The following is an 18,995-nucleotide window of genomic DNA, read 5'->3' as shown; positions in this document are numbered from 1 at the left end:
CACGGCATCATGCCCGGCCGCGTGCAGACCGCCAGCCGGTCACGGCGGCGACCACGCCGGGCCGTGGCTTGGGCACGTCGCGCGCGATCTCGATCATGTCACCGACATCCAGGCGCAGCTGATCCAGCGTGAACCCGATCCCGAACATGCGCCGCAGGGTGGCGGGCGGCAGCGTCGCCGCCTCTCCGCTCTTGTGGATCTCCTCAAGGGCGGCAAGATAGACGCGCACGGCCGGCCCGAGGGTGTCGAAATCCTCGGCGACGTCTTCGCCGGCAAGAAGGCGGCTGACACCCAGCAGGGTTTCGGCGGCGCTGTGGGCGGCCTTGCACCACGGCGCATCGATGCTGGCCGGCAGCGCGTCGCGGCTGATGTCACGACCCGCCCGGCGCAGCATGTCCGTATCATGGCGCAACCGGCGCAAGGTGCGCAGCAGGCGCGGCGCGCCCGCATAGCGCGTGGATCGACCGCGCCGCTCGCGTTCGGCCTCTTCCACCAATTCGCCAAGCCGCACGAGGTTCTCGCGCACCTGCGCCGCAAGCGCGCCGTGGGCGCCGCGGGGCGCGGGCTGGTCCTTTGAGAGGATCTGCATCTGCCGCGCCAGCAGACCGGTGACGGCCGCCGCGGTTTCCACCGCGGCCGCAAGCGCGCGGGCGGGAAACACCGTCAGCGACACCGCCACCCCCGCGCCACACCCCAGTGCAACCCCCACCACCCGGTCGAGCGCCAGCGTAAGCGTATCGATCTCGAATTCCGGCGCTTGCAACAGGATGATCACCGCGCTGATCGGCGCCACCCGGAACCCCGGCGACCGCGCGCCAAGCATGGCCAGGGGCGTCAGCGCGATGACCAGCGCGATGGCGGTCGTCACCGGATCCTGCGGCATGATCAGCGCGGCCGCCCCGGTGCCGCAGAGCGCACCGGCAATCGAGGCGAAGAACTGTTCGACCGCCACCCGATACGACCCGCCGACGTTGCTCTGGGTGACGAAGATGGCGGTGATGACGGCCGAGAAATCAACCTGAAGGCCCAGCGAAAAGACCAGCAGATAGGCGCCCGAACCGGAAACGACCATGCGCAACGCATGTCTCATCTGCCAACTCAGACTGTCCATCGGCACCCCTCAGATTGCGGCGGCTTCGCCCCTTTGACCCTGATCGATCGTAGTTCCGGGTGCGGACATCATCATGGCCGTGATGATGCGGTGCCCGCGCGCCGGGATCAACGGGAATGTGCCGGCCGGCGCCAGTGGCTTCGTGTCGTGCGCCTGTCAGGGGTCGGGGCCCCTGCCCCCGTTGTAACTGATCGCGCCCGGCGACGGGCCGCCCGTCAGGGCCGTTTGCCGGCGGCGCGCGCCGCGTCACAGCCTTGCAGGAACCCGTTGTCGCACAGCGCGATCAGGCGCCCGGTATCCTGCGCCGTCCAGTCCCGGGGCGCGGTCACCGCGATCCAGGGCTTGATATAGTCGCGCGCGTGATAGGCGTGGCCGTGCCCTTCGGGTGCGGTGTTTGCCAACAGCATGTCGACGACAAGCTGCAACTGCGTGACCACCGGAACAAAGCGCATCTGCGGCGAGACATCCGGCGCGCGCGGCTCCTTCATCCACTGCGGTGCGCGAAAGGCCGCGCTGGTGGTGAAGAACACGATCGGATCGCTTGCATATTGCAGATAGACGATGCGCATGTCGCCCCAGCCGTCCGGGCCGCCCGCGTCCTTGTAATGGGACGCGAACCGCACCAGCCGGCCGTCCCCGAGGACCGGCGCCACATAGGGGCTGTCGGGGTTGCGCGATGCGACGACATTCTGCCACCTGAGCGATGGAAACGGCGGCCCGACCCAGAACGCACCGTCGATCGGATCGTCCAGCAGCACGAACAGATCCGTGCCATGCATCGACGACCAGGCGCCCAGGCTGAGCCCGTGAATGTAGAGCCGCGGTCGCGTCTCTTCGGGCAGGGTGCGCCAGTGGCGATGAACGGTGCTGATCAGCCTCTCCGCCTGATCCAGCCCCGAGCGCGTCTCGAGGATCAGCGCCAGCGGCGATTGCAGATAGGAATACTGGACCGCGACGGTGGCGATATCGCCGCCATGCATGTATTCGACCGGGTCCATCGCGCCCGGATCCATCCAGCCTGTGCCGGTGGGCATGGCGACGATCAGCACCTCACGCTCGAACCCGCCCTGGCGGATCAGTTCGGCCAGGGCGATGTCGGCCCGCTGTTGAGCGGTATCGGCCTGGGCGCGACCGACATAGACGCGGATCGGCGTCATGGCGGCGCGGCCGCTGAAGGCGGCGATGGCCTCGGCATCGGGCCCCGTCAGAACGTAATCGCGCCCCGGCTGGCCCAACGCACCCCAATCCACCAGCGATGCCGCGCCCCCCGTCAGGTCGCGAACATCCGGCGGCGGCGGTGCGTCGGCAAAAAGCCGTTGTGCCAGCGTCACGGAATCGTCCAGCGCGATGATCACCTGGTTCATCACGCCGTCGCGGGCCAGGAAGATCAGCGCCAGCGCGGTGACAAGGAAGCCGGCAAGGTTCGCCGTGCGCATCGGCATGAACCGATAGAGGCGAAAGCGCACCCGATCGAACAGCCATTGCAGCGCGTAACCCAGCAGAACCAGCGCGGCGAATACCACAAAGGCCAAGGCCAGCATCCGAATCGTGTTCGAGCTTTCGAGCAGGTCCATGCCCATCCGCACGCGGATGCCGTTCTGCCAGTCGCGCGCCGAAAACAGGCACCAGGCAAGAATCAGCAGCGTCGGAATGCCCCCGACCAACCGCGCCCCCACAACCGCCCGCCCGGTGGGTTCGGGCAGATCCAGCAGCCGCCAGAAGGCGACGAACAGCCGCCCGATCAGGTAGCCCAAAGCCATGACCGTGCCGCCCAGCACCCCCTGAACCAGCCAGTCACGCGGGATCAGCGACGGCGTCAGCGACGCCGCCAGAGACAAGAGTCCCAGGCACAGGGGAAGGACATACAAACCGGTTCGGTGCAGGACACGCATCCTTTTGTCTTGTGAAAACCAGACCGCAGGTCAAGCAAGGATACGGGCCCATGGCCGTCTCGCCTGTCCCTGTGACCCGGTCCTGCCGGTGCGGATCGGGCGCCCGCGGAACCGATCGTCCGCGGGCTCAGGATCGATGCGGCCGGCCGTCAGCCACCGATCCATCCTTCCTGGATCCAATCGCGCAGCGCGTCGTCATCGTTCAGTGCGGCCAGGACATTTGCATCGGCGGGATCTTCCAGATGGTAGAAAAAGACGATGCGATCGCTGTCGTCGTGTTCGGCGCGCACGTATTCGCCATCCTCCGATCCCGCCCCGCCGATCGTGGGGCTGAACCCCATATCGATCAGGATCGATGTCAGCCGTTCCAACTGGGCCTCGTAGGCCGGGGAGAACCTCTCCCAGACCTCGACCGGTTCAGGGCCTGACAGACCCCAGGCCCAGCGTTCGTCATCTCGCGGTCGGGGAAACGTCAGCGGATGCATCATTGTCGAACGTCCTGTGCTGGGGAAAAGGAGTGTTGAGGGCGCCGCACCCGTGTCAGGGGGTGCGGTGCGCCAAACGCTTATACGTCCGGGCGCCCAGCGCGTAGAAAAGAGACACATAAACCACCAGCACCACCACCCCGATCACCATGCCCCAGCCGCCGGCGACCCACGAGACGGAAAACAGATAGGTCTGCAGCGCTTCGGACGGATCCAGGCTGAGGGGCGCGTTGTCGGGCCTGGCCGACCAGTTCAGGGCCGCCGCGCCGACGACGAGAGCAATCAGTGCCGTTGCCAGGCCACAGAGGTATTTCATGACGTCTTCCGATAATGCCATCCTGGTGCAACCGGCTAGCAATAAATCGGCGCACAGGCTAGAGCAGTGAACCGGACGGGTAAACGGAAGGTCCTGGATTTGGCTTCGTCAAAGGCAGATACGAACACGTCGGCGCAGGCCGATGCCCACCCGACGACGGACCCGGTAAGATGGCGCATCCTTTCGGTGCTGTTGATCACCATCTTCATGACACTCGTCAGCGTCAGCATCGTGAACGTGGCGCTGCCCTCGATCAGACTGGGGCTGGATGCGTCCGAGGCGGATCTGCAATGGGTGCTGTCGGGCTATGCGCTGACCTTCGGCGTCGTTCTGGTGGCGGCGGGGCGCGCGGGCGACATCATGGGGCGCGGCGGGCTGTTCCTGATCGGCGTGGCGATCTTCACCCTCGCCTCGGTCGCGGCGGGAATGGCGCCGAACGCCGAATGGCTGAATGCCGCCCGTTTCGTACAGGGGGTCGGCTCGGGCCTGCTGAACCCCCAAGGGCTGGGCATGATCCAGCATTATTTCCGCGGCGACGCCCGCGGGCGTGCCTTTGGATATTTCGGCACCACGGTCGGTCTATCGGTCGCTGTCGGCCCGGTTCTGGGCGGCCTGCTGATCCAGTTGGGCGGGCCGGATATCGGCTGGCGCCTGACGTTCCTGGTCAACGTGCCCTTTGGCGTGCTTGCCATCGCGCTGGGGCTGTGGTGGTTCCCGCGGCCCCTGATCATACGATTGCCGCGCACGGGCAGCGGGCTGCGCTCGCTCGACCCGGTGGGCGCGGTGCTTCTGGGGCTTGCGGTTCTTGCGGTCCTCTTTCCCTTCATGGAAGGGCGTGGCGGCGCCGCGCTGTGGCTGCTGCTGCCCGCGGGCTTCGTTCTGGCCTGGCTCTGGGTCAGGTGGGAGCAACGCTATGTCCGGCTGGGGCTGAGCCCGATGGTCGATCTCAAGATCTTCTCGACCCAGAGCTATACCAACGGCATCACCATCATGGCGCTGTATTTCATGGGGGTGACCAGTGTCTGGGTTCTGGTTGCGCTCTATGTCCAGGAAGGCGACGGCAAGACGGCGCTGCAGTCGGCGTCGTTCGGGATTCCGGCGGCCCTGCTGTCGGCCTATGCCGCCCATTGGGCCGGCAGCCGGGTCGCCTATCTTGGGCGCAAGCTGGTGGTGGCCGGCCTGATCATCGCGCTTTTCGGCCTCGGGCTGAGCATCCTTGTCGTCTTTTTGTTCGAGGCGGGCCATCTGAGCATCTGGTGGCTGATGGCGTCGCTGTCCCTGATCGGGGTGGCGCAGGGCACGGTCATCAGCCCGAACCAGACGCTGACACTGGCCAACGTGCCACTGGATTATGCCGGCAGTTCGGGGGCGATCATGCAGACCGGGCAAAGGATCGGCACGGCGGTCGGCATTGCGGTGATCACGGCGGCAGTGTTTGCCACGCTGGCCGTCTCGTCCTGGGGGACCGCGATGGTTGTGGGGCTCGGCCTGATCGCCTTCGTGGTGGTTCTGGCGCTGCTTGTGGCGCTGAAGGACCTGCGCGACAGGAAACAGCAAGCAACGCCAGACAAAGCCAGGCCCGATAGGAAAACACGATGAGCAAACCGGATTTCGAACAGACCTTGTTCGAGGCGCTGGTGGACGACACCGACACCCCCGGCGATCTGTCCGACGCCCAAGCGACCCATGAGCCGGGCAATTTCCTGCGCCACGCCGGATCCCTCTCGATGAGCAAGATCGCCGACGGGCTGATCGACCCGAAACTGGTGCTGTCGTGGCTGCTGGACCACTTGGGCGCGTCGGCCTTCTTCGTCGGCCTGCTGGTGCCGATCCGCGAGGCGGGCGCGCTGCTGCCGCAATTGTTCACCGCCGCCCATGTGCAGGCGATGGATCGGCGCAAATGGGCATGGGTCGGCGGCAGCATCGGACAGGGCGCCGCCGCCGCGGGCATCGTGCTGGCCGCGCTGACGCTGACCGGGACCGCGGCGGGCGCCGTCATCTGTGGCCTGCTGGCGGTGCTTGCGGTGTCGCGCTCGGTCTGTTCGGTCAGCTACAGCGATGTTCTGGGCAAGACGGTGGGCCAGTCGCGGCGTGGCGCGGCCACCGGCACGGCCACATCGCTGGGCGCCGCCGCGGTCGTCATCTTCGCGCTGCTCCTGATGTCGGGGCTGATCGACAGGACAACGCTGGTCCTGGTGGCGATCGCGCTGGCGGCGCTTCTGTGGCTGGGCGCGGGTCTGCTTTTCTCGACCCTGTGGGAAGAGGCCGCGCCGGGTGCCGGCGAGACGCCCGCCTTCGCGCAGCTGGCCCTTTTGCGGCGTGATCCGCAACTGCGCCGCTTCATCTATGCGCGCGGCCTGTTGACCTCGACCGCCCTTGCGCCGCCCTACATCGTGCTGCTCGGCTCGCAGGCCGGGCAAGGCGGGTTCGACCGCCTCGGCGCGCTGGTTCTGGCCTCGTCCATCGCATCGCTGCTGAGTTCGTGGATCTGGGGCCGGTTGGCCGACAGATCCAGCCGCCGGGTGCTGATCGTATCCGCCCTTGCCGGGGCTCTGGCGCTGGTATCGGCGGTGGCGATGGACCTGATCGGCCTTTCCGGCACGATCTGGGCCCTGCCGCTGGTGCTGTTCGTGCTGATGATCGCCTATCACGGGGTGCGGCAGGGGCGCGTGATCTATCTGGTGGACATGGCGCCGAAGGACAACCGCGCAGCTTATACGGCGGTATCGAACACGGTGATCGGCCTGCTCCTGTTGGGATCCGGGCTGTTCGGCGCTTTGGCCTCGCTGGCCGGCCCGCATGTGACGCTGACGATCTTCGCCGCGATGGCCCTGGCGTCGATCATCGTCACAAGGGGCCTCGACGAGATCACCCCATAGAAGGCCGCCATCCCGGCAACGCAAAACGCCGCCCGATCGCCGCCGCATTCAAGCGCATCCCAAGACACTGCGTGTTGCGAAAGGGCAAGCGGAAGAGCCGATATCGCCCAGGTTTCCTGCGAAGGATCTGAAGCAATCATGGTGCCCCCACACGGACTCGAACCGCGGACCTACTGATTACAAATCAGTTGCTCTACCAGCTGAGCTATAGGGGCTCTCGGTGGACAGGGTTGCCGCCATCGAGGCGCCGCGTTTGTGGACGTGAGCGGCGCACGGGCGTCACTTAAACGCGCGCGGGGGCGTTGTCCAGTGTCGTGTCGATGGAAATGCGCGCGGTTCGGTGATCGCCGTGCGGGCCGTTCAGGCCGCACCCCGCTGCGCAGCCATCCAAACGCGCTCAGACGTTTTCGGCCATGTCGGCATCGACCCCCGCCGTCGCCCGGAACCAGTCGACGATCGCCATCTCGTCGGGCGGCAGCGCGCGCGACAGTCCTTCGCTGAAGCGTTCGAACGCGGCGCGATGGGTGTCGGACAGACCGATCAGAACCGGCACGCCCTGCCCCAGCGCATCGGCGATCAAGCCGCGGAAACCGCGCCCTTCCGCCTCGCTCAGGCCGAACTTGTTCAGAACGACCAGATCGGCGCCCTGTTCGGCCAAGCGCGCGGTGGCAAGGCCGACCGCCTGTTCAAGGGCGCCGGCATCCATGCGGCACGCGGTCGAGCCCGGACCAAGATCCTGGGTGATCCGCACGATCGGCCCGTCCGGCAGCAACAGCAGGTCGCTCTCGCAATGGCCCGGCGCCACGTCGGGAATGACGGGGCGCACGGCGCCCGCAATGCGCACACCCTCGGCCGACAGCCGGGTCACGATGGCGTCGAACAGGCGATCCGTCGCCCCGCGTTCCGCCGATGTCACGGTCGCGATACCCATGGGCTGTCCTTACTCCTGCTCGAACTGGGGAAACAGAACCTGGTTTTCCAGCTCGATATGCGATTCGAGATCGGCCACGAATTCCTCGAGGCCGGCGTAAAGCGCGGTCCACGTGCCACAGGCGCCCTGCGGCAGCGTCAGATCGTTTGTCAGCCGGCGGATTTCGGCAATTCCGGTGGCATGATCGTCATGATCGGCGCGCATCATGGCGATCGGGTTTTCGATCCCCGGCACACCGCCCTTGCGGATGGCGGGGAACAGGATCAGCTCCTCCTTCTTCATGTGCACCTCCATCTCGCCGATCATGCGATGCAGGACCGACGACAGGCCGTCGGGCACATCGTCATCACCGAAATGAACGCTTTCCACCCGCTCGGCCATGTCGGCCAGGGCCGGCAGTTGTTCGCGGTGGCGCGCGTGATAGCGGCTTTCGATATAGCGGGTCAGTTCGGCGGGATCATGTTTCGGGGCGGTTTCGGTCACTTCGACATCCTTTCCAGACGGGTGAAAGGCGCGCCGTCACGGGCGGTGCGCGCCCTGACAACCGCCAGTTGGAGCGAGCGCGCAACGCGTTCGGCGCGCATCACAAGATGCACGGCACCCGCCGGCGTGCAGGTTTCGCGCGCGCTGGTGCGAAACAGGTCAAGCCAGCGGTCAAAGTGCGCCTGGCCCAGCGCCAGCGGCGTATGCGCCGCCATGGCGCGACCGTGATAGCGCCCGGTCATCAGCGCGATCGACGACCAGAAATCGATCATGCGTTCGATATGGGCCGGCCAGTCGGTGATGTGGGCATCGAAGATCGGGCCAAGCACCGGGTCGCGCCGGGCCGCGTCATAGAAATGCTCGACCAGGGCGCGCAACATCGCTTCGTTCAGGCCGGTGTCGGCCATGATCCCGGCGGTGATCTCTGCCCTGACGGAATCGATCCGTGGTGATGCGCCGAAGCTGGTCATGAAAATTTCGCGTTCTCCGTTTGCATCCGAGCCTAGGACTGCTAATAGGTATTGTAAATACCCATTCAAACGGACCTTGCACCGATGCGTCTCACCTCGTTCACGGATTACGGCCTGCGGATGCTTATGCGCCTGGCAAGCGACCCCGAACGCGCATTTTCGACCGCTGAACTGGCGGATGAATTCGGTGTCTCGCGCAATCACCTGGCCAAGATCATGCAGCGTCTTTCCCGTGCGGGATTGGTCACGACGCGGCGCGGTGGCGGTGGCGGCGCGGCCTTGGCGCGCCCGGCCGACCAGATCCGGCTGGGTGCGGTCGTCCGCCTGCTCGAGGAAGGCCAACCCTTGGTCGAATGCCTGGGCGCGAACGGCGGCGCCTGCGTGATCGACGGACGCTGCGGCCTCAAATCGCGGCTGGGCGCCGCCGAAGCCGCGTTCCTTGCCGAGCTTGACCGCTCGACGCTCGGGGATATCGCGCTTGCCCCGCTTGAGCTAAATTGAACCATGATCGGCGGTGTCGATCTGCACACGTCCCGCAACCCAGAACCGGAAGGATGACCATGACAACCTGGCTACCCACCCTGAAAACCGCGACACCGGAAGAAGGCTATGAACTGGCCGTGAAACTGGCCCGTGTCGCCGTGAAGATGACCCAGCCCGACGCCGCGGTCCGCGACCGTCTGCGTCCCGTCTATGCCGAGGACGCCGACGCGCTGATCGCGTCCAGCCAGATCGTGGCGACGCATTTCGCCACCGTGGCCGCCGCCAACGATTACTGGAAAGAGACGTCATGACAGCCATCGAACGCAACGCGGACGATTTCGTGGTCGACGCCGCGTTGCTGGCCGAGGCGTTCGGGCTGTCCGAAGACCAGGTCAAGACCCGGATGCGCGACGGCGCGATCACCTCGCGGTGCGAAGCCGGCATCGACGAGGACGCCGGTCGTTGGCGTCTGACCTTTCATCACGGCGACCGCGCCTGTCGTTTCATCGTCGACGACGCCGGCAAAGTCATGACTCGGGCGACCTTCCCGATCACGGCCCGCCGTCAGGATCGCGGGGCCGGCTGACACCGCCCTGCCCGCACACGGACCCGATCCGGCACATCACGGCCCGGGTCCGCAAGGCCACGGGGCCGGGTCAGTCAAGCGGCGTCACCACCATCGCCCCTGCCCCGCGCATGATGCGCAGGATGTGGCGGATCAGGCCAACGATCCCCAGGATCCATGCGGTCAGCGCGATATAGACCAATACATTGGGCACCGGATCGAGAAACCCGTACCCCATGGCGCGGTCGAACTGATAGGTGCTGGTCGTGTACATCGCCAGCGGAAAGACCATGCCCCAGATCGCCGGCTCATAGGTAAAGCGGTCACGCATCCACAGGTAACGCCAGGTCATCAACCCGAACAGGAACGGAATCCACCAACTGGCCACCGCCCAGAAAAAGAAGGTGAATCCGCGCAGGAACGGCAGAAGCGGCCCGAGCAGCGGCCATGTTTCCCCCCGCAACAGCAGGATCGACCCGGCAAGCGCCGTGATCGCGACCGCCCCCATGTTGATCCAGTAGGGCGGGCTGAAATCCTCGCGACTCATCGGCACGAACGTCAGGCGATAGAAGATCAACGGGATGATCGCCAGATACAGCATGCAACCGATCAGGAACATCGCGATCACCTGGAACTGGATCGCCTCGGACGGCGGCGCCGCGATGTCGATCACCCCCCGCAGCACGACCACCGACTGGGTCGAGACGGCGGCAATCAGCCACGCGCCGTTGATGCCGCGCGCCAAGGTCGGCTTGCGCGCCCGCACGGTCACCGCGGTGAAGAAGGTGTACATGATCACGAACCACAGGATCAGCCCGAACCACCACAACACCGTGCCCACCGCCACGGCCCCGATCACCACGACGTTCTGGGTGCCCAGCACGCAGGTGCCGGCAACGATGGTGAAAAAGCCCGGCGCCAGCCGATGGTCCGAGATGTCGCGCATCAACAATGTGCGAAACCGCACCGCCCTCAGGATCGTCAGCCCCCACAGCACCGGCCAGGCGATCCAGTTGACCACGATCAGCGCCAGCGCGATCGGGCGCAGCCCCATGAACTGACAGGCGATCGAAACCACCCCCGTCGCCATGACCAGCGCGAAATACCCCGGAAACAGGGATTTCGCGCCATCCAGCAATATACGTTTCAGACCCGGAGGTCCGAGCGTGCGGGTGGGATCACCCCCGCACATATCTGAGCACCAGCTCGATCTGCAGGAAGAACAACACCAGACCCGCGTTCAACGCCCACGTCACGGTCAAGCATCGCGCAAGCGTGCCCCAGAACGGATCGGCGTTGCGCGCACAGCGCCAGATCGCGATCACGATCCAGACCGTGTACAATGCCGAGACGGCGATCAGGAACTGCTGAAACAGAAGCTCTCCGGTGAAGATCGCCGTGGCCTGAAGGGTGGCCAGGACAAGGCTGACCCCGACACCATAGCCCCAGAAGACAACCGCCAGGCTCGCCCGCCCGCGCCATACCCGCTGTTCGGGGGCAAAGAACGCCGAAACCCGGGATCTGTTGCAATGACTGACCGCCATGACTTCACCTTTCCCTTTGACTATGGGCCAATGTGCGTTGACTTGAAAGGCCGTCGGCCGCGCCATTGCGCCTCAGGGGCGCCCCGATCCCTGCAACGTTTGTTCACCCAGGGCGCGCGATCCTGCCAGCCGGCGGGCGGTCCCGCCGGATCCACGGGGCTTGGCGTGCCGCAGCGGCCGGCACGCCGCCCAACACCCCTGGCCGGGGAAGCGTCGAAACCCGCGGCTGCCCGGTCCACGACGGCGCAAGGTCGCCGACCGCCGACCGCCATGCCCCTCTCGACATCGGCCAGCGGCGCCATATCTGAAGCGGGACATCACAGGGGCCTGCAATGACCAGCGACACCAAGACCATTCTGATCCTCGGCGCGACCTCCGGCATCGGCGCCGCCGCCACCCGCGAAGCCTTGGCACGGGGTCACCATGTGCACGGCTTCGCCCGCTCGGCCCACGACATGGCGCCCCATCCCCGGCTCACGCCCATCGCCGGCGACGCCCGGACGGCGGCCGATGTCGACGGCGCGCTTGCCGGGGCCGACGCCGTGATCTACGCCCTCGGCATCCGCGAACGCCTTGCCATGTTGTGGGAAAAGGAAACGCTGTTCTCCGACACCACCCGCGTGCTGATCGCCGCCATGGAACGGGCCGGGGTGACGCGCTTGGTCGCCGTCACCGGCTTTGGCGCCGGACGCAGCCGCGCCGCCATGAGCACCGTCGAACGCCTGGGCCACCGCGCGATACTGGGCCGCCCCTATGCCGACAAGGACCGGCAGGAGGGGCTGATCATGGACAGCGCCCTGGACTGGACCATCGTCCGCCCGACGATCCTGACAAACTCGGCCCGAACGGGCCAGGCACGGGCCATCCACGAGCCGGCAAAGTGGAAGAACGGCCTGGTGTCGCGCACCGAAGTCGCTGATTACCTGCTGGACGTGATCGAGCATGACCACGACATCCGCGCCGACGTCGTCCTGACCCGCGCATGAGGTTGCGGCGTCCCACGCGGGGCGCCATCACTCCGCCCCCGGCCATTCCCCGGGACCGCCCGCCTGAAGCCAAGGATCACGCCCCACCGGTCGCACTTGCAACATACCCGGACCGCCGGCAATGCCCGGGCCGCGACCGCCATCACGCCAGGCACGTTGTCCCGTGCTTCTTACCGATCGCAATACTCCCGCCGGAGGCATCCGCCCCCACGATCCGCGCCGCCGCCCGCGTCAGTCGTATCGCGCCGCCGTCAGCCCGTCGAAATCGATTTCGGGCGGATGGCCGGTCACGACATCGGCCACCGCACGTGCCGAACCACAGGCCATGGTCCATCCCAGCGTACCGTGCCCGGTGTTCAGGAACAGGTTGTCATAGCGCGTCGCACCCAGGACGGGCGTGCCATCGGGGGTCATCGGGCGCAATCCGGTCCAGCCTTCGGCCTGCGACAGGTCGCCCCCCTTCGGAAACAGATCGCCGATGACGTGCTTGACGGTGTCGGTGGCATGGGGGCCCAGCCGATCCGAATATCCGGCGATCTCTGCCGTTCCGGCGACGCGGATCCGGTCGCCCAGCCGGGTGATCGCCACCTTGTGCGTCTCGTCCATGATGGTGGATTGCGGCGCCATCGCGTCGTCCACCACCGGCAGCGTCACCGAATACCCCTTGACCGGATACACGGGAATCCTGACGCCCACGGGTTTCAGCAGCCTGGGCGCATAGCTGCCCAGGGCGCAGACATAGGCGTCGGCCTCGACCAGGCCGGCCAGGTCACAGCGCACGCCCTTGACCTTGCCGTTCTCGATCACGATCTCGCGGATCGATTGGCCATAGTGGAACTTCACGCCCATTTCAGCGCATTTCTCGGCCAGCGAGACGGTGAACATCCGGCAATCCCCGGTGCGGTCCGCCGTCAGTTGCAATCCGCCGACGAACTTGTGGCGCACCGCGCCCAAGGCCGGCTCGACCGCAATGCACCCGTCGCGGTCAAGCTCTGCGAAGGGTGAATCGAACGCGGCCAGGATCTCCTGATCGGCGCGCGATGCCTTCAGTTGCTTTTCGGTGCGAAACAGCTGGAGCGTGCCCTGCGCGCGGCCATCGTATTCGATGCCGGTCTCTTCGATCAGCTCGGGCATGACATCGCGCGAATAATGCGAGATGCGGACCATCCGGCTCTTGTTGATGCGATAGCTTTCCGCGTTGCAATTGGCGATCATCTGCGCCCCCCACTTCCACATGGTGGGCGAAATCAGCGGCCAGATGAACAGCGGCCGGCGCTTCATGAACATCCACTTGACGGCCTTCATCGGGATCCCGGGCGCCGCCCAGGGCGACGTCATCCCATAGGACAGCTCTCCGGCGTTGGCATAGCTTGCCTCGAGCCCGGGGCCGATCTGACGGTCCAGAACCGTCACCTCGGCGCCCCGTTTTGCAAGGTAATACGCGGTGGTGATCCCGATCACCCCCGCACCCATCACGACGACCTTCATGCCTGCCACTCCCTGGTTTTCCCGCCCAGCTTGCCCGCAAAGCCGGCATCGGCACAAGCCTTGTGCCGAGCCTTCCGGCGGCCGCAAACCCCGGGCGGATCACGCGGTCGGCAGCCATCCGCGATACATCGGATGATCCGACCCCAGCGGCAACGCCACCGGCGCATTCGCACGGGCCGAAGCATAGGCGGCGGTGACGAATTCCAGCGACCGGCGCCCGTCGGCCAAGGTCACCTCGCGCCCGGGCGTGCCGTCCAGCGCGTCGGCCACCGCCTCGAACAGGCCGGCGAACCCGATCCGGGCGGGCGGCACCCGTGTCAGAACGGCGTCGATGCGGTCCTGCGCCAGGGGGGCGCGGGCGGTGAAGGTCCAGGGGCTGGCGGCGGGCGTATACGGGGCACGGTCGGATTCGACGGTGAACCCCTCGAAACACAACCGCAGGCGCGACATGTTGCCGGCCGCCCCCAGGGTCACCGAACTGGTGATCGGCGCGCCCGATGCCATGCGGATCGCCAAGGCGACGCAATCCTCGACCTCGATCGCGTTCACGCGGGTCGCGGTGTCGGCGAACACCTGCGCGACGGGCCCGAGCAGCGCCGACAGCAGATCGTGGATGTGAATCGCGTGGCCCAACAGCGTGCCGCCCTTTTCGCCGCTCCACGTGCCGCGCCAAGGCACGGCATAGTATTCGGCGTTGCGGTCCCAGTGGGTTTCCAGCGATCCGGCAAAGCACCGCCCGGCCAGCCCCGCATCGATCAGCGCGCGCACCTGCGCAGCGCCGATGCCATAGCGATACTGGAACACCGGAAACAGCATGCCGCCGGTACGCTCAACCACCGCGGCCAGCGCATCGGCTTCGGCCAGGCTGTCGACCAGCGGCTTTTCACAGATCACCGCCTTGCCCGCGTTCAGCGCGCGTTCGGCCACCTCGAAATGCAGCGCGGGGGGCAGGCAGATATCAACGATGTCGATGGCGGGATCGGCCAGAACCGCATCGATGTCGGTGGTGTGGGCGACACCCTCGCGCCGCCGGGCCACACGCCGGGCGCGTTCGGCGTCGATGTCGCAGATGGTGGCGACGCGGAACCGGTCGGGCAGTTCGCCGAAACTGTCCATGTGGGCGGCGCCAATGCCGGCGCCGAGGATCGCGACGGACCGGATCATGGCGTCTGCCCCTTCTGCTGCGCGGCGATGGCCAGATTCATCACCGCAAAGGTGTGGGCCTGTGTCACGGCGGTTTCCGTGCGGTCCTGAACGTCGGCCACGAGGCGCGGAAAATACGGCAGGGCCATGTCGGAACAGTCGATATGCACGTTTTCTTCACCGTTCACCAGATACAGGTTGTTCGTGCGATGGGCCTGCCCGATCTCGGTATACTTGCGCAACTCGATCTGGCCCTCGGTGCCCAGCAGGAAAATGCGCCCGTCGCCCCATGTCGGCAATCCGTCCGGCGTGAACCAGTCGACGCGGATATATCCATGCCCCTTGGGTGATCGCAGCACCACCTCGCCGAAGTCCTGAAAGCCGGGATGATCGGGCATTGTGGTGTTCTCGACATGGGCGTGGACGATCTCGGCGCTGTCGGACCCGGTGAAATGCAAAAACTGGTCGATCTGGTGGCTGGCGATATCGCAGAGGATGCCACCGAATTTCGCCGGATCGAAGAACCAGTCGGGCCGCGTTTTCAGGTTCTGACGGTGCGGGCCGAAGCCCACCGTCTGAACGACGCGCCCGATGGCCCCGGCCTTTACCAACGCATCGGCGCGGGCCACCGCCGCCACCTCGAACCGTTCCGAGAAGTTCACGGTCCAGATCCGCCCGGTGCGCGCCTGGCACGCGCGCAGGGCGGCCAGTTGTTCGGGGGTGGTGCAGCCGGGCTTGTCGACCATCACGTCCTTGCCCGCCTCCATCGCCTCGATCGCCAGTACCGCACGCTCGCAGGGGACCGCGGCGATCAGGACCATGGCAACGTCGGGGTCGTCCAGGATGCGGCGGCGGTCCGCGACCCGTTCCAATGCGGGAAAGGTGGCGCGGAACTTGGGTTCGCTCACCGCCGCCCCGTCGCTCCACCACGCCGCGCACGAACAGCCCTCAGCCAGCATGTTCGACAGCATCCCGAAGATGTGGCCGTGATCGATGCCCAGAATCCCCAGCTTGAACGGCATCTCAGCCCCTTTCCACGTCCACCCGCGCGCCGGCCTTCGCCGACGCCTCAAGCGCCGCGATCAGGCGGTGCACGTCCAGCGCGGCGCGCCCGGAAATCAGCGGTGCGCGCCCTTCCTTCACCGCCGCGTCGAAATCGGCGATGATCGCGCGGTGCCAATCGGACGTGAACGCCATCGGGTTGGCGCCCGATCCGGACCTGGTGACCGCGCCGAAGGTTTCCGACCGCCCGTCCTGCCAATCGACGCTCAGGTGATCGGTGTCCAGCCGGGCCGAACCATTGGCGCAATGCAGCGCGATGACCTCGGCCCGTCCCGGAAACGCCGCCGTCGTCGCGCTGAGCATGCCGACCGCGCCGTTTTCGAACCGCAGACCGGCCGAAACGAAATCCTCGGATTCCATGTCGTGCAGGGCGGTGGTGGCCGTCATCGCCGTGACATCGGTGACCGGGCCGGCCAACGGCGTCGCCAGCGACAGCATCAGATCGAAGGTGTGGATCGCCTGCGTGATCATCACCCCGCCGCCGTCACGGTCATAGCGGCCGCGCCCGGGTTCGGCGTAATAGGATTGCGGCCGCCACCATGGCACATGCACCTCGACCATGGCCAGTGCGCCCAGGTCAGGCAGCACGCGCAGCAGATCCTGCACCACCGGTTTCGTGCGGTGTTGCAGGGCGATCCCCAGCGGCACACCGGCCGTTTCGCAGGTTTCGACCAGTTCCGTCGCACCCGCCAGCGTGCGCTCCACCGGCTTTTCCATCAGGATCGGCTTGCCGGCCTTGGCCAGCATCGCGACGATGTCGGCCCGGGCATTGGGGGGCGTGGTGACGATGGCAAACCCGATGTCGGGATCGTCGGCGATTTCCGCGATCGATCCATAGTTCTTCGCATCCAACCCGTGGGTTTCCAGGAACGCCGCACGGCTGTCGGCGGTGCGTGCGAAGACGCCGCCGATCTGGATATCAGGCAGTTTGGAAATGGCATCCACATAGGTTCCGGCGACCATTCCAAGGCCGATCAGGGCAACACGGGTCATGTCTGTCTCTCCTTGAGCATCAGGGCTGTCTCATCCTCGCCTGCAAAGACATGCAGGCTGTCTGCGTCGAACGTCACGCCGATCTGCTGACCCCGGCGCAGCGGGATCTGGCGCGATTGCTGCACGGTCAGCGTCTCGCCGTTGGGAAAGGTCGTGTAGATATAGGTGATCGCCCCCAGCTGTTCATAGTTCTGCACCGTGACGGTCATGTCGCCGGTCCCGTCCAGCGATACGGCAATCGACTCGGGACGCAAGCCCAGCGTCGCGGGCTGCGCATCGACGCCCGCCGCCAGCGGCACGTTCACGATCGCCCCACAATCCAGCGCCATTGTGCCCGCGCCCGCGATGGTGCCGCGCAGGAAATTCATCTGCGGCGCACCGAGGAAACCCGCGACAAAGCGGTTCGCGGGCCGGTTATACAGATCCAGCGGCCGCCCCACCTGTTCGATCCGGCCCGCCCGCAGAACGACGATGCGATCGGCCATGGTCATCGCCTCGACCTGATCGTGGGTGACATAGATCATCGTGTTGCCCAGTGCGCGATGCAGATTGCTGATCTCCACCCGCATCTGCAGGCGCAGCTCGGCGTCCAGGTTGCTGAGCGGTTCGTCGAACAGGAAGATCAGCGGTTCGCGCACGATGGCGCGGCCGATGGCGACGCGCTGACGTTGCCCGCCCGAAAGCTGACCGGGCCGCCGGTCCAGCAGCATGTCGATCTGCAGCAGTTTCGCCGCCTCCATCACGCGGCGCGCGATCTCGGCCCGGGGCATGCGCAGGTTCTCCAGCCCGAAGGACAGGTTCGCGCGCACCGACATATGCGGATAGAGCGCATAGCTCTGGAACACCATCGACAACCCGCGTTCCGAGGCCGGCACGGCATTGACCCGCTTGCCCGACAACAGGATATCGCCCGCGGTCGGATCATCCAGTCCCGCGATCAGGCGCAGCAGCGTGGACTTGCCACAACCCGACGGGCCGACGAACACCACGAATTCGCCCTCGTCCACGGTCAGGTCGATGCCGTGGATCACCTCGACCTCGGCCCATGACTTGCAGATGCCCTTCAGTTCAAGCGCGGCGGTCATTTCAGCCCCGTCGTGGCGATGCCGGTCGTGATGAAGCGTTGCAGCCAGACGAACACCAGGGTGATGGGGACCAGCGACACCACCGTCATGGCAAGGATATAGTGGAAATCGCTATCGAATTCGCCACTGAACGCGGTCAGCCCGATTTGCAGGGTGTGTTGGGCGGGATCCGAGATCAGCACGATCAGCGGCCACAGGAAATCGTTCCAGCGCCAGATCACCGACAGGATCGCCAGCACCGACAACGCGGGCAGCGACAGCGGCAGAACGATCCGCCAGAAGATGCGCCATTCGCTGGCCGCATCCATCCGCGCCGCATCAAGCAGTTCGTCAGGGATCGTCAGCATGTATTGGCGCAAAAGGAACACCCCCGTCGGCGTGGCGGCCGCCGGAATGATCACCCCCCAGAGACTGCCGAAGATGCCGAACGACCAGACCACGAAGAACAGCGACACGAGGATGATCGAGCTTGGGATCAGCAGCGTGGCGATGATCAGGATGGTGAAGGTCAGCCGGCCGCGGAACTTGTATTTCGACAGGGCAAAGGCCGCCATGGCATTGATCAGCAGGGTGATCAGGGTCGCCATGACCGTGACGAAGACCGAATTGAGCAGGTAGGTGAAGAATGCGAAATTGTCCTGCCCGTTGCGGCCCAGGATCGGGTCCAGGTAATTTTCGGTGGCGACGCGAATCCGCTCGTTCGGGGCCAGCGTCGTGCGCGGCACGCGCAACACCGTGTCGGGATCGTCCAGCGCGACGACATCGGTTTCACGCCGCGTCGGGCCGGCCTTGACGACATCGCGGGTGGTGCCGTCGGGCGCCGTCCAGGTCCAGACGGGCTTGACCCCCTGCCCCTCGACCTCGGCCTCGACCTGGGCCATGGGCAGCAGGCGGGTGTCGAAGCCGTCGATGGCGCGTTCGCCCTTCAGCGATGACAGGAACGTCCAGGCCACGGGCATCAGGATCACCAGCACCCCCAACAGAAGGTATCCATAGGCCAGCAGATCGGCGATGCCGAAACGCCGGGCGCGGTCGGCGGTGCCCTTGGTGCGGGTCAGGAAGGTGGCGACGCCCATGGC

Annotated in this window: 21 protein-coding genes and 1 tRNA gene; 6 read left to right on the top strand and 16 right to left on the bottom strand. The window is 66.2% G+C overall.

Going from position 1 to position 18,995, the window contains the following annotated elements:
- Nucleotides 1-7: 7 nt before the first annotated feature.
- From CFP68_RS13750 to CFP68_RS13735, 4 genes are all read right to left on the bottom strand, one after another.
- Nucleotides 8-1,090, bottom strand: a complete 1,083-nt coding sequence (locus CFP68_RS13750; RefSeq protein WP_158234177.1) for an FUSC family protein — start codon at nucleotides 1,088-1,090, stop codon at nucleotides 8-10.
- Between the two features lie 236 nt (nucleotides 1,091-1,326).
- Nucleotides 1,327-3,003, bottom strand: a complete 1,677-nt coding sequence (locus CFP68_RS13745) for an alpha/beta hydrolase (protein WP_099827504.1) — start codon at nucleotides 3,001-3,003, stop codon at nucleotides 1,327-1,329.
- 149 nt (nucleotides 3,004-3,152) lie between these two features.
- Entirely contained in the window at nucleotides 3,153-3,491 is a 339-nt protein-coding gene (locus CFP68_RS13740; protein WP_099827503.1) for a hypothetical protein, read from the bottom strand.
- 52 nt (nucleotides 3,492-3,543) lie between these two features.
- Nucleotides 3,544-3,804 (bottom strand): hypothetical protein, encoded by a 261-nt coding sequence (locus CFP68_RS13735; RefSeq protein ID WP_099827502.1) that lies wholly within the window; start codon nucleotides 3,802-3,804, stop codon nucleotides 3,544-3,546.
- A 99-nt stretch (nucleotides 3,805-3,903) separates the two neighbouring features.
- Here CFP68_RS13735 and CFP68_RS13730 point away from each other — a divergent pair, with 99 nt between their 5' ends.
- Nucleotides 3,904-5,403 carry an MFS transporter gene (locus CFP68_RS13730; protein WP_206601916.1) on the top strand — a complete coding sequence of 500 codons (1,500 nt, stop codon included), beginning with the start codon at nucleotides 3,904-3,906 and terminating at the stop codon, nucleotides 5,401-5,403.
- Nucleotides 5,400-6,683, top strand: a complete 1,284-nt coding sequence (locus CFP68_RS13725) for an MFS transporter (protein WP_099827501.1) — start codon at nucleotides 5,400-5,402, stop codon at nucleotides 6,681-6,683. The genes CFP68_RS13730 and CFP68_RS13725 overlap by 4 nt, the downstream gene beginning before the upstream one ends.
- A gap of 139 nt (nucleotides 6,684-6,822) precedes the next feature.
- On the opposite strand, the gene CFP68_RS13720 is transcribed toward CFP68_RS13725, so the two are convergent.
- The 4 genes from CFP68_RS13720 to CFP68_RS13705 all read right to left on the bottom strand — a co-directional run bounded on the left by CFP68_RS13720 (nucleotide 6,823) and on the right by CFP68_RS13705 (nucleotide 8,567).
- Nucleotides 6,823-6,898 (bottom strand) — tRNA-Thr (locus CFP68_RS13720).
- Nucleotides 6,899-7,080: 182 nt separating this feature from the next.
- Nucleotides 7,081-7,614, bottom strand: coding sequence for a DUF2478 domain-containing protein (locus CFP68_RS13715; protein WP_099827500.1), 534 nt, complete (start codon nucleotides 7,612-7,614; stop codon nucleotides 7,081-7,083).
- A 9-nt stretch (nucleotides 7,615-7,623) separates the two neighbouring features.
- Nucleotides 7,624-8,097 carry a hemerythrin domain-containing protein gene (locus CFP68_RS13710; protein WP_099827499.1) on the bottom strand — a complete coding sequence of 158 codons (474 nt, stop codon included), beginning with the start codon at nucleotides 8,095-8,097 and terminating at the stop codon, nucleotides 7,624-7,626.
- A complete protein-coding gene (locus CFP68_RS13705; protein ID WP_099827498.1) occupies nucleotides 8,094-8,567 on the bottom strand; it encodes a group III truncated hemoglobin in 474 nt (157 codons plus the stop codon). Before CFP68_RS13705 ends, CFP68_RS13710 begins: the two co-directional genes overlap by 4 nt.
- A gap of 84 nt (nucleotides 8,568-8,651) precedes the next feature.
- Here CFP68_RS13705 and CFP68_RS13700 point away from each other — a divergent pair, with 84 nt between their 5' ends.
- From CFP68_RS13700 to CFP68_RS13690, 3 genes are read left to right on the top strand one after another with little or no spacing between them, the layout of a single operon-like run.
- Nucleotides 8,652-9,068 carry an Rrf2 family transcriptional regulator gene (locus CFP68_RS13700; RefSeq protein ID WP_099827497.1) on the top strand — a complete coding sequence of 139 codons (417 nt, stop codon included), beginning with the start codon at nucleotides 8,652-8,654 and terminating at the stop codon, nucleotides 9,066-9,068.
- Nucleotides 9,069-9,127: 59 nt separating this feature from the next.
- Nucleotides 9,128-9,361 (top strand): hexameric tyrosine-coordinated heme protein, encoded by a 234-nt coding sequence (locus CFP68_RS13695; RefSeq protein ID WP_099827540.1) that lies wholly within the window; start codon nucleotides 9,128-9,130, stop codon nucleotides 9,359-9,361.
- On the top strand, nucleotides 9,358-9,636 hold the full coding sequence (locus CFP68_RS13690; RefSeq protein WP_099827496.1) for a DUF6522 family protein: 279 nt from the start codon (nucleotides 9,358-9,360) through the stop codon (nucleotides 9,634-9,636). The genes CFP68_RS13695 and CFP68_RS13690 overlap by 4 nt, the downstream gene beginning before the upstream one ends.
- A gap of 70 nt (nucleotides 9,637-9,706) precedes the next feature.
- Here the strand turns inward: CFP68_RS13690 and CFP68_RS13685 are convergent, their stop codons facing one another.
- Both CFP68_RS13685 and CFP68_RS13680 read right to left on the bottom strand, forming a co-directional pair.
- Nucleotides 9,707-10,753 carry a tellurite resistance/C4-dicarboxylate transporter family protein gene (locus tag CFP68_RS13685; protein WP_206601915.1) on the bottom strand — a complete coding sequence of 349 codons (1,047 nt, stop codon included), beginning with the start codon at nucleotides 10,751-10,753 and terminating at the stop codon, nucleotides 9,707-9,709.
- Nucleotides 10,754-10,793: 40 nt separating this feature from the next.
- On the bottom strand, nucleotides 10,794-11,159 hold the full coding sequence (locus tag CFP68_RS13680; protein WP_099827494.1) for a hypothetical protein: 366 nt from the start codon (nucleotides 11,157-11,159) through the stop codon (nucleotides 10,794-10,796).
- 332 nt (nucleotides 11,160-11,491) lie between these two features.
- Between CFP68_RS13680 and CFP68_RS13675 the strand changes: the two genes are divergently transcribed.
- Nucleotides 11,492-12,145, top strand: coding sequence for an NAD(P)-dependent oxidoreductase (locus CFP68_RS13675; protein WP_099827493.1), 654 nt, complete (start codon nucleotides 11,492-11,494; stop codon nucleotides 12,143-12,145).
- Between the two features lie 231 nt (nucleotides 12,146-12,376).
- Here CFP68_RS13675 and CFP68_RS13670 read toward each other — a convergent pair whose 3' ends face one another.
- Genes CFP68_RS13670 through CFP68_RS13645 form a run of 6 tightly spaced genes read right to left on the bottom strand, consistent with a single transcriptional unit; the run spans nucleotide 12,377 to nucleotide 18,992 of the window.
- Nucleotides 12,377-13,690 (bottom strand): D-amino acid dehydrogenase, encoded by a 1,314-nt coding sequence (locus tag CFP68_RS13670; RefSeq protein WP_420915825.1) that lies wholly within the window; start codon nucleotides 13,688-13,690, stop codon nucleotides 12,377-12,379.
- 42 nt (nucleotides 13,691-13,732) lie between these two features.
- On the bottom strand, nucleotides 13,733-14,797 hold the full coding sequence (locus CFP68_RS13665) for a Gfo/Idh/MocA family protein (RefSeq protein WP_241524095.1): 1,065 nt from the start codon (nucleotides 14,795-14,797) through the stop codon (nucleotides 13,733-13,735).
- On the bottom strand, nucleotides 14,794-15,798 hold the full coding sequence (locus tag CFP68_RS13660) for a Gfo/Idh/MocA family protein (RefSeq protein WP_099827492.1): 1,005 nt from the start codon (nucleotides 15,796-15,798) through the stop codon (nucleotides 14,794-14,796). The genes CFP68_RS13665 and CFP68_RS13660 overlap by 4 nt, the downstream gene beginning before the upstream one ends.
- A 1-nt stretch (nucleotide 15,799) precedes the next feature.
- Nucleotides 15,800-16,831 carry a Gfo/Idh/MocA family protein gene (locus CFP68_RS13655; protein WP_099827491.1) on the bottom strand — a complete coding sequence of 344 codons (1,032 nt, stop codon included), beginning with the start codon at nucleotides 16,829-16,831 and terminating at the stop codon, nucleotides 15,800-15,802.
- Complete coding sequence (locus CFP68_RS13650; protein WP_099827490.1) at nucleotides 16,828-17,916, bottom strand: ABC transporter ATP-binding protein; 1,089 nt, start codon at nucleotides 17,914-17,916, stop codon at nucleotides 16,828-16,830. The genes CFP68_RS13655 and CFP68_RS13650 overlap by 4 nt, the downstream gene beginning before the upstream one ends.
- Complete coding sequence (locus CFP68_RS13645) at nucleotides 17,913-18,992, bottom strand: carbohydrate ABC transporter permease (protein WP_099827489.1); 1,080 nt, start codon at nucleotides 18,990-18,992, stop codon at nucleotides 17,913-17,915. The genes CFP68_RS13650 and CFP68_RS13645 overlap by 4 nt, the downstream gene beginning before the upstream one ends.
- Nucleotides 18,993-18,995: the final 3 nt, after the last annotated feature.

It is taken from the genome of Oceaniglobus indicus (assembly GCF_002751875.1).
Classification (GTDB): domain Bacteria; phylum Pseudomonadota; class Alphaproteobacteria; order Rhodobacterales; family Rhodobacteraceae; genus Oceaniglobus; species Oceaniglobus indicus.
Note: the sequence above shows the minus strand (reverse complement) of the source record. Positions and strands in the feature narration are given on the sequence as shown.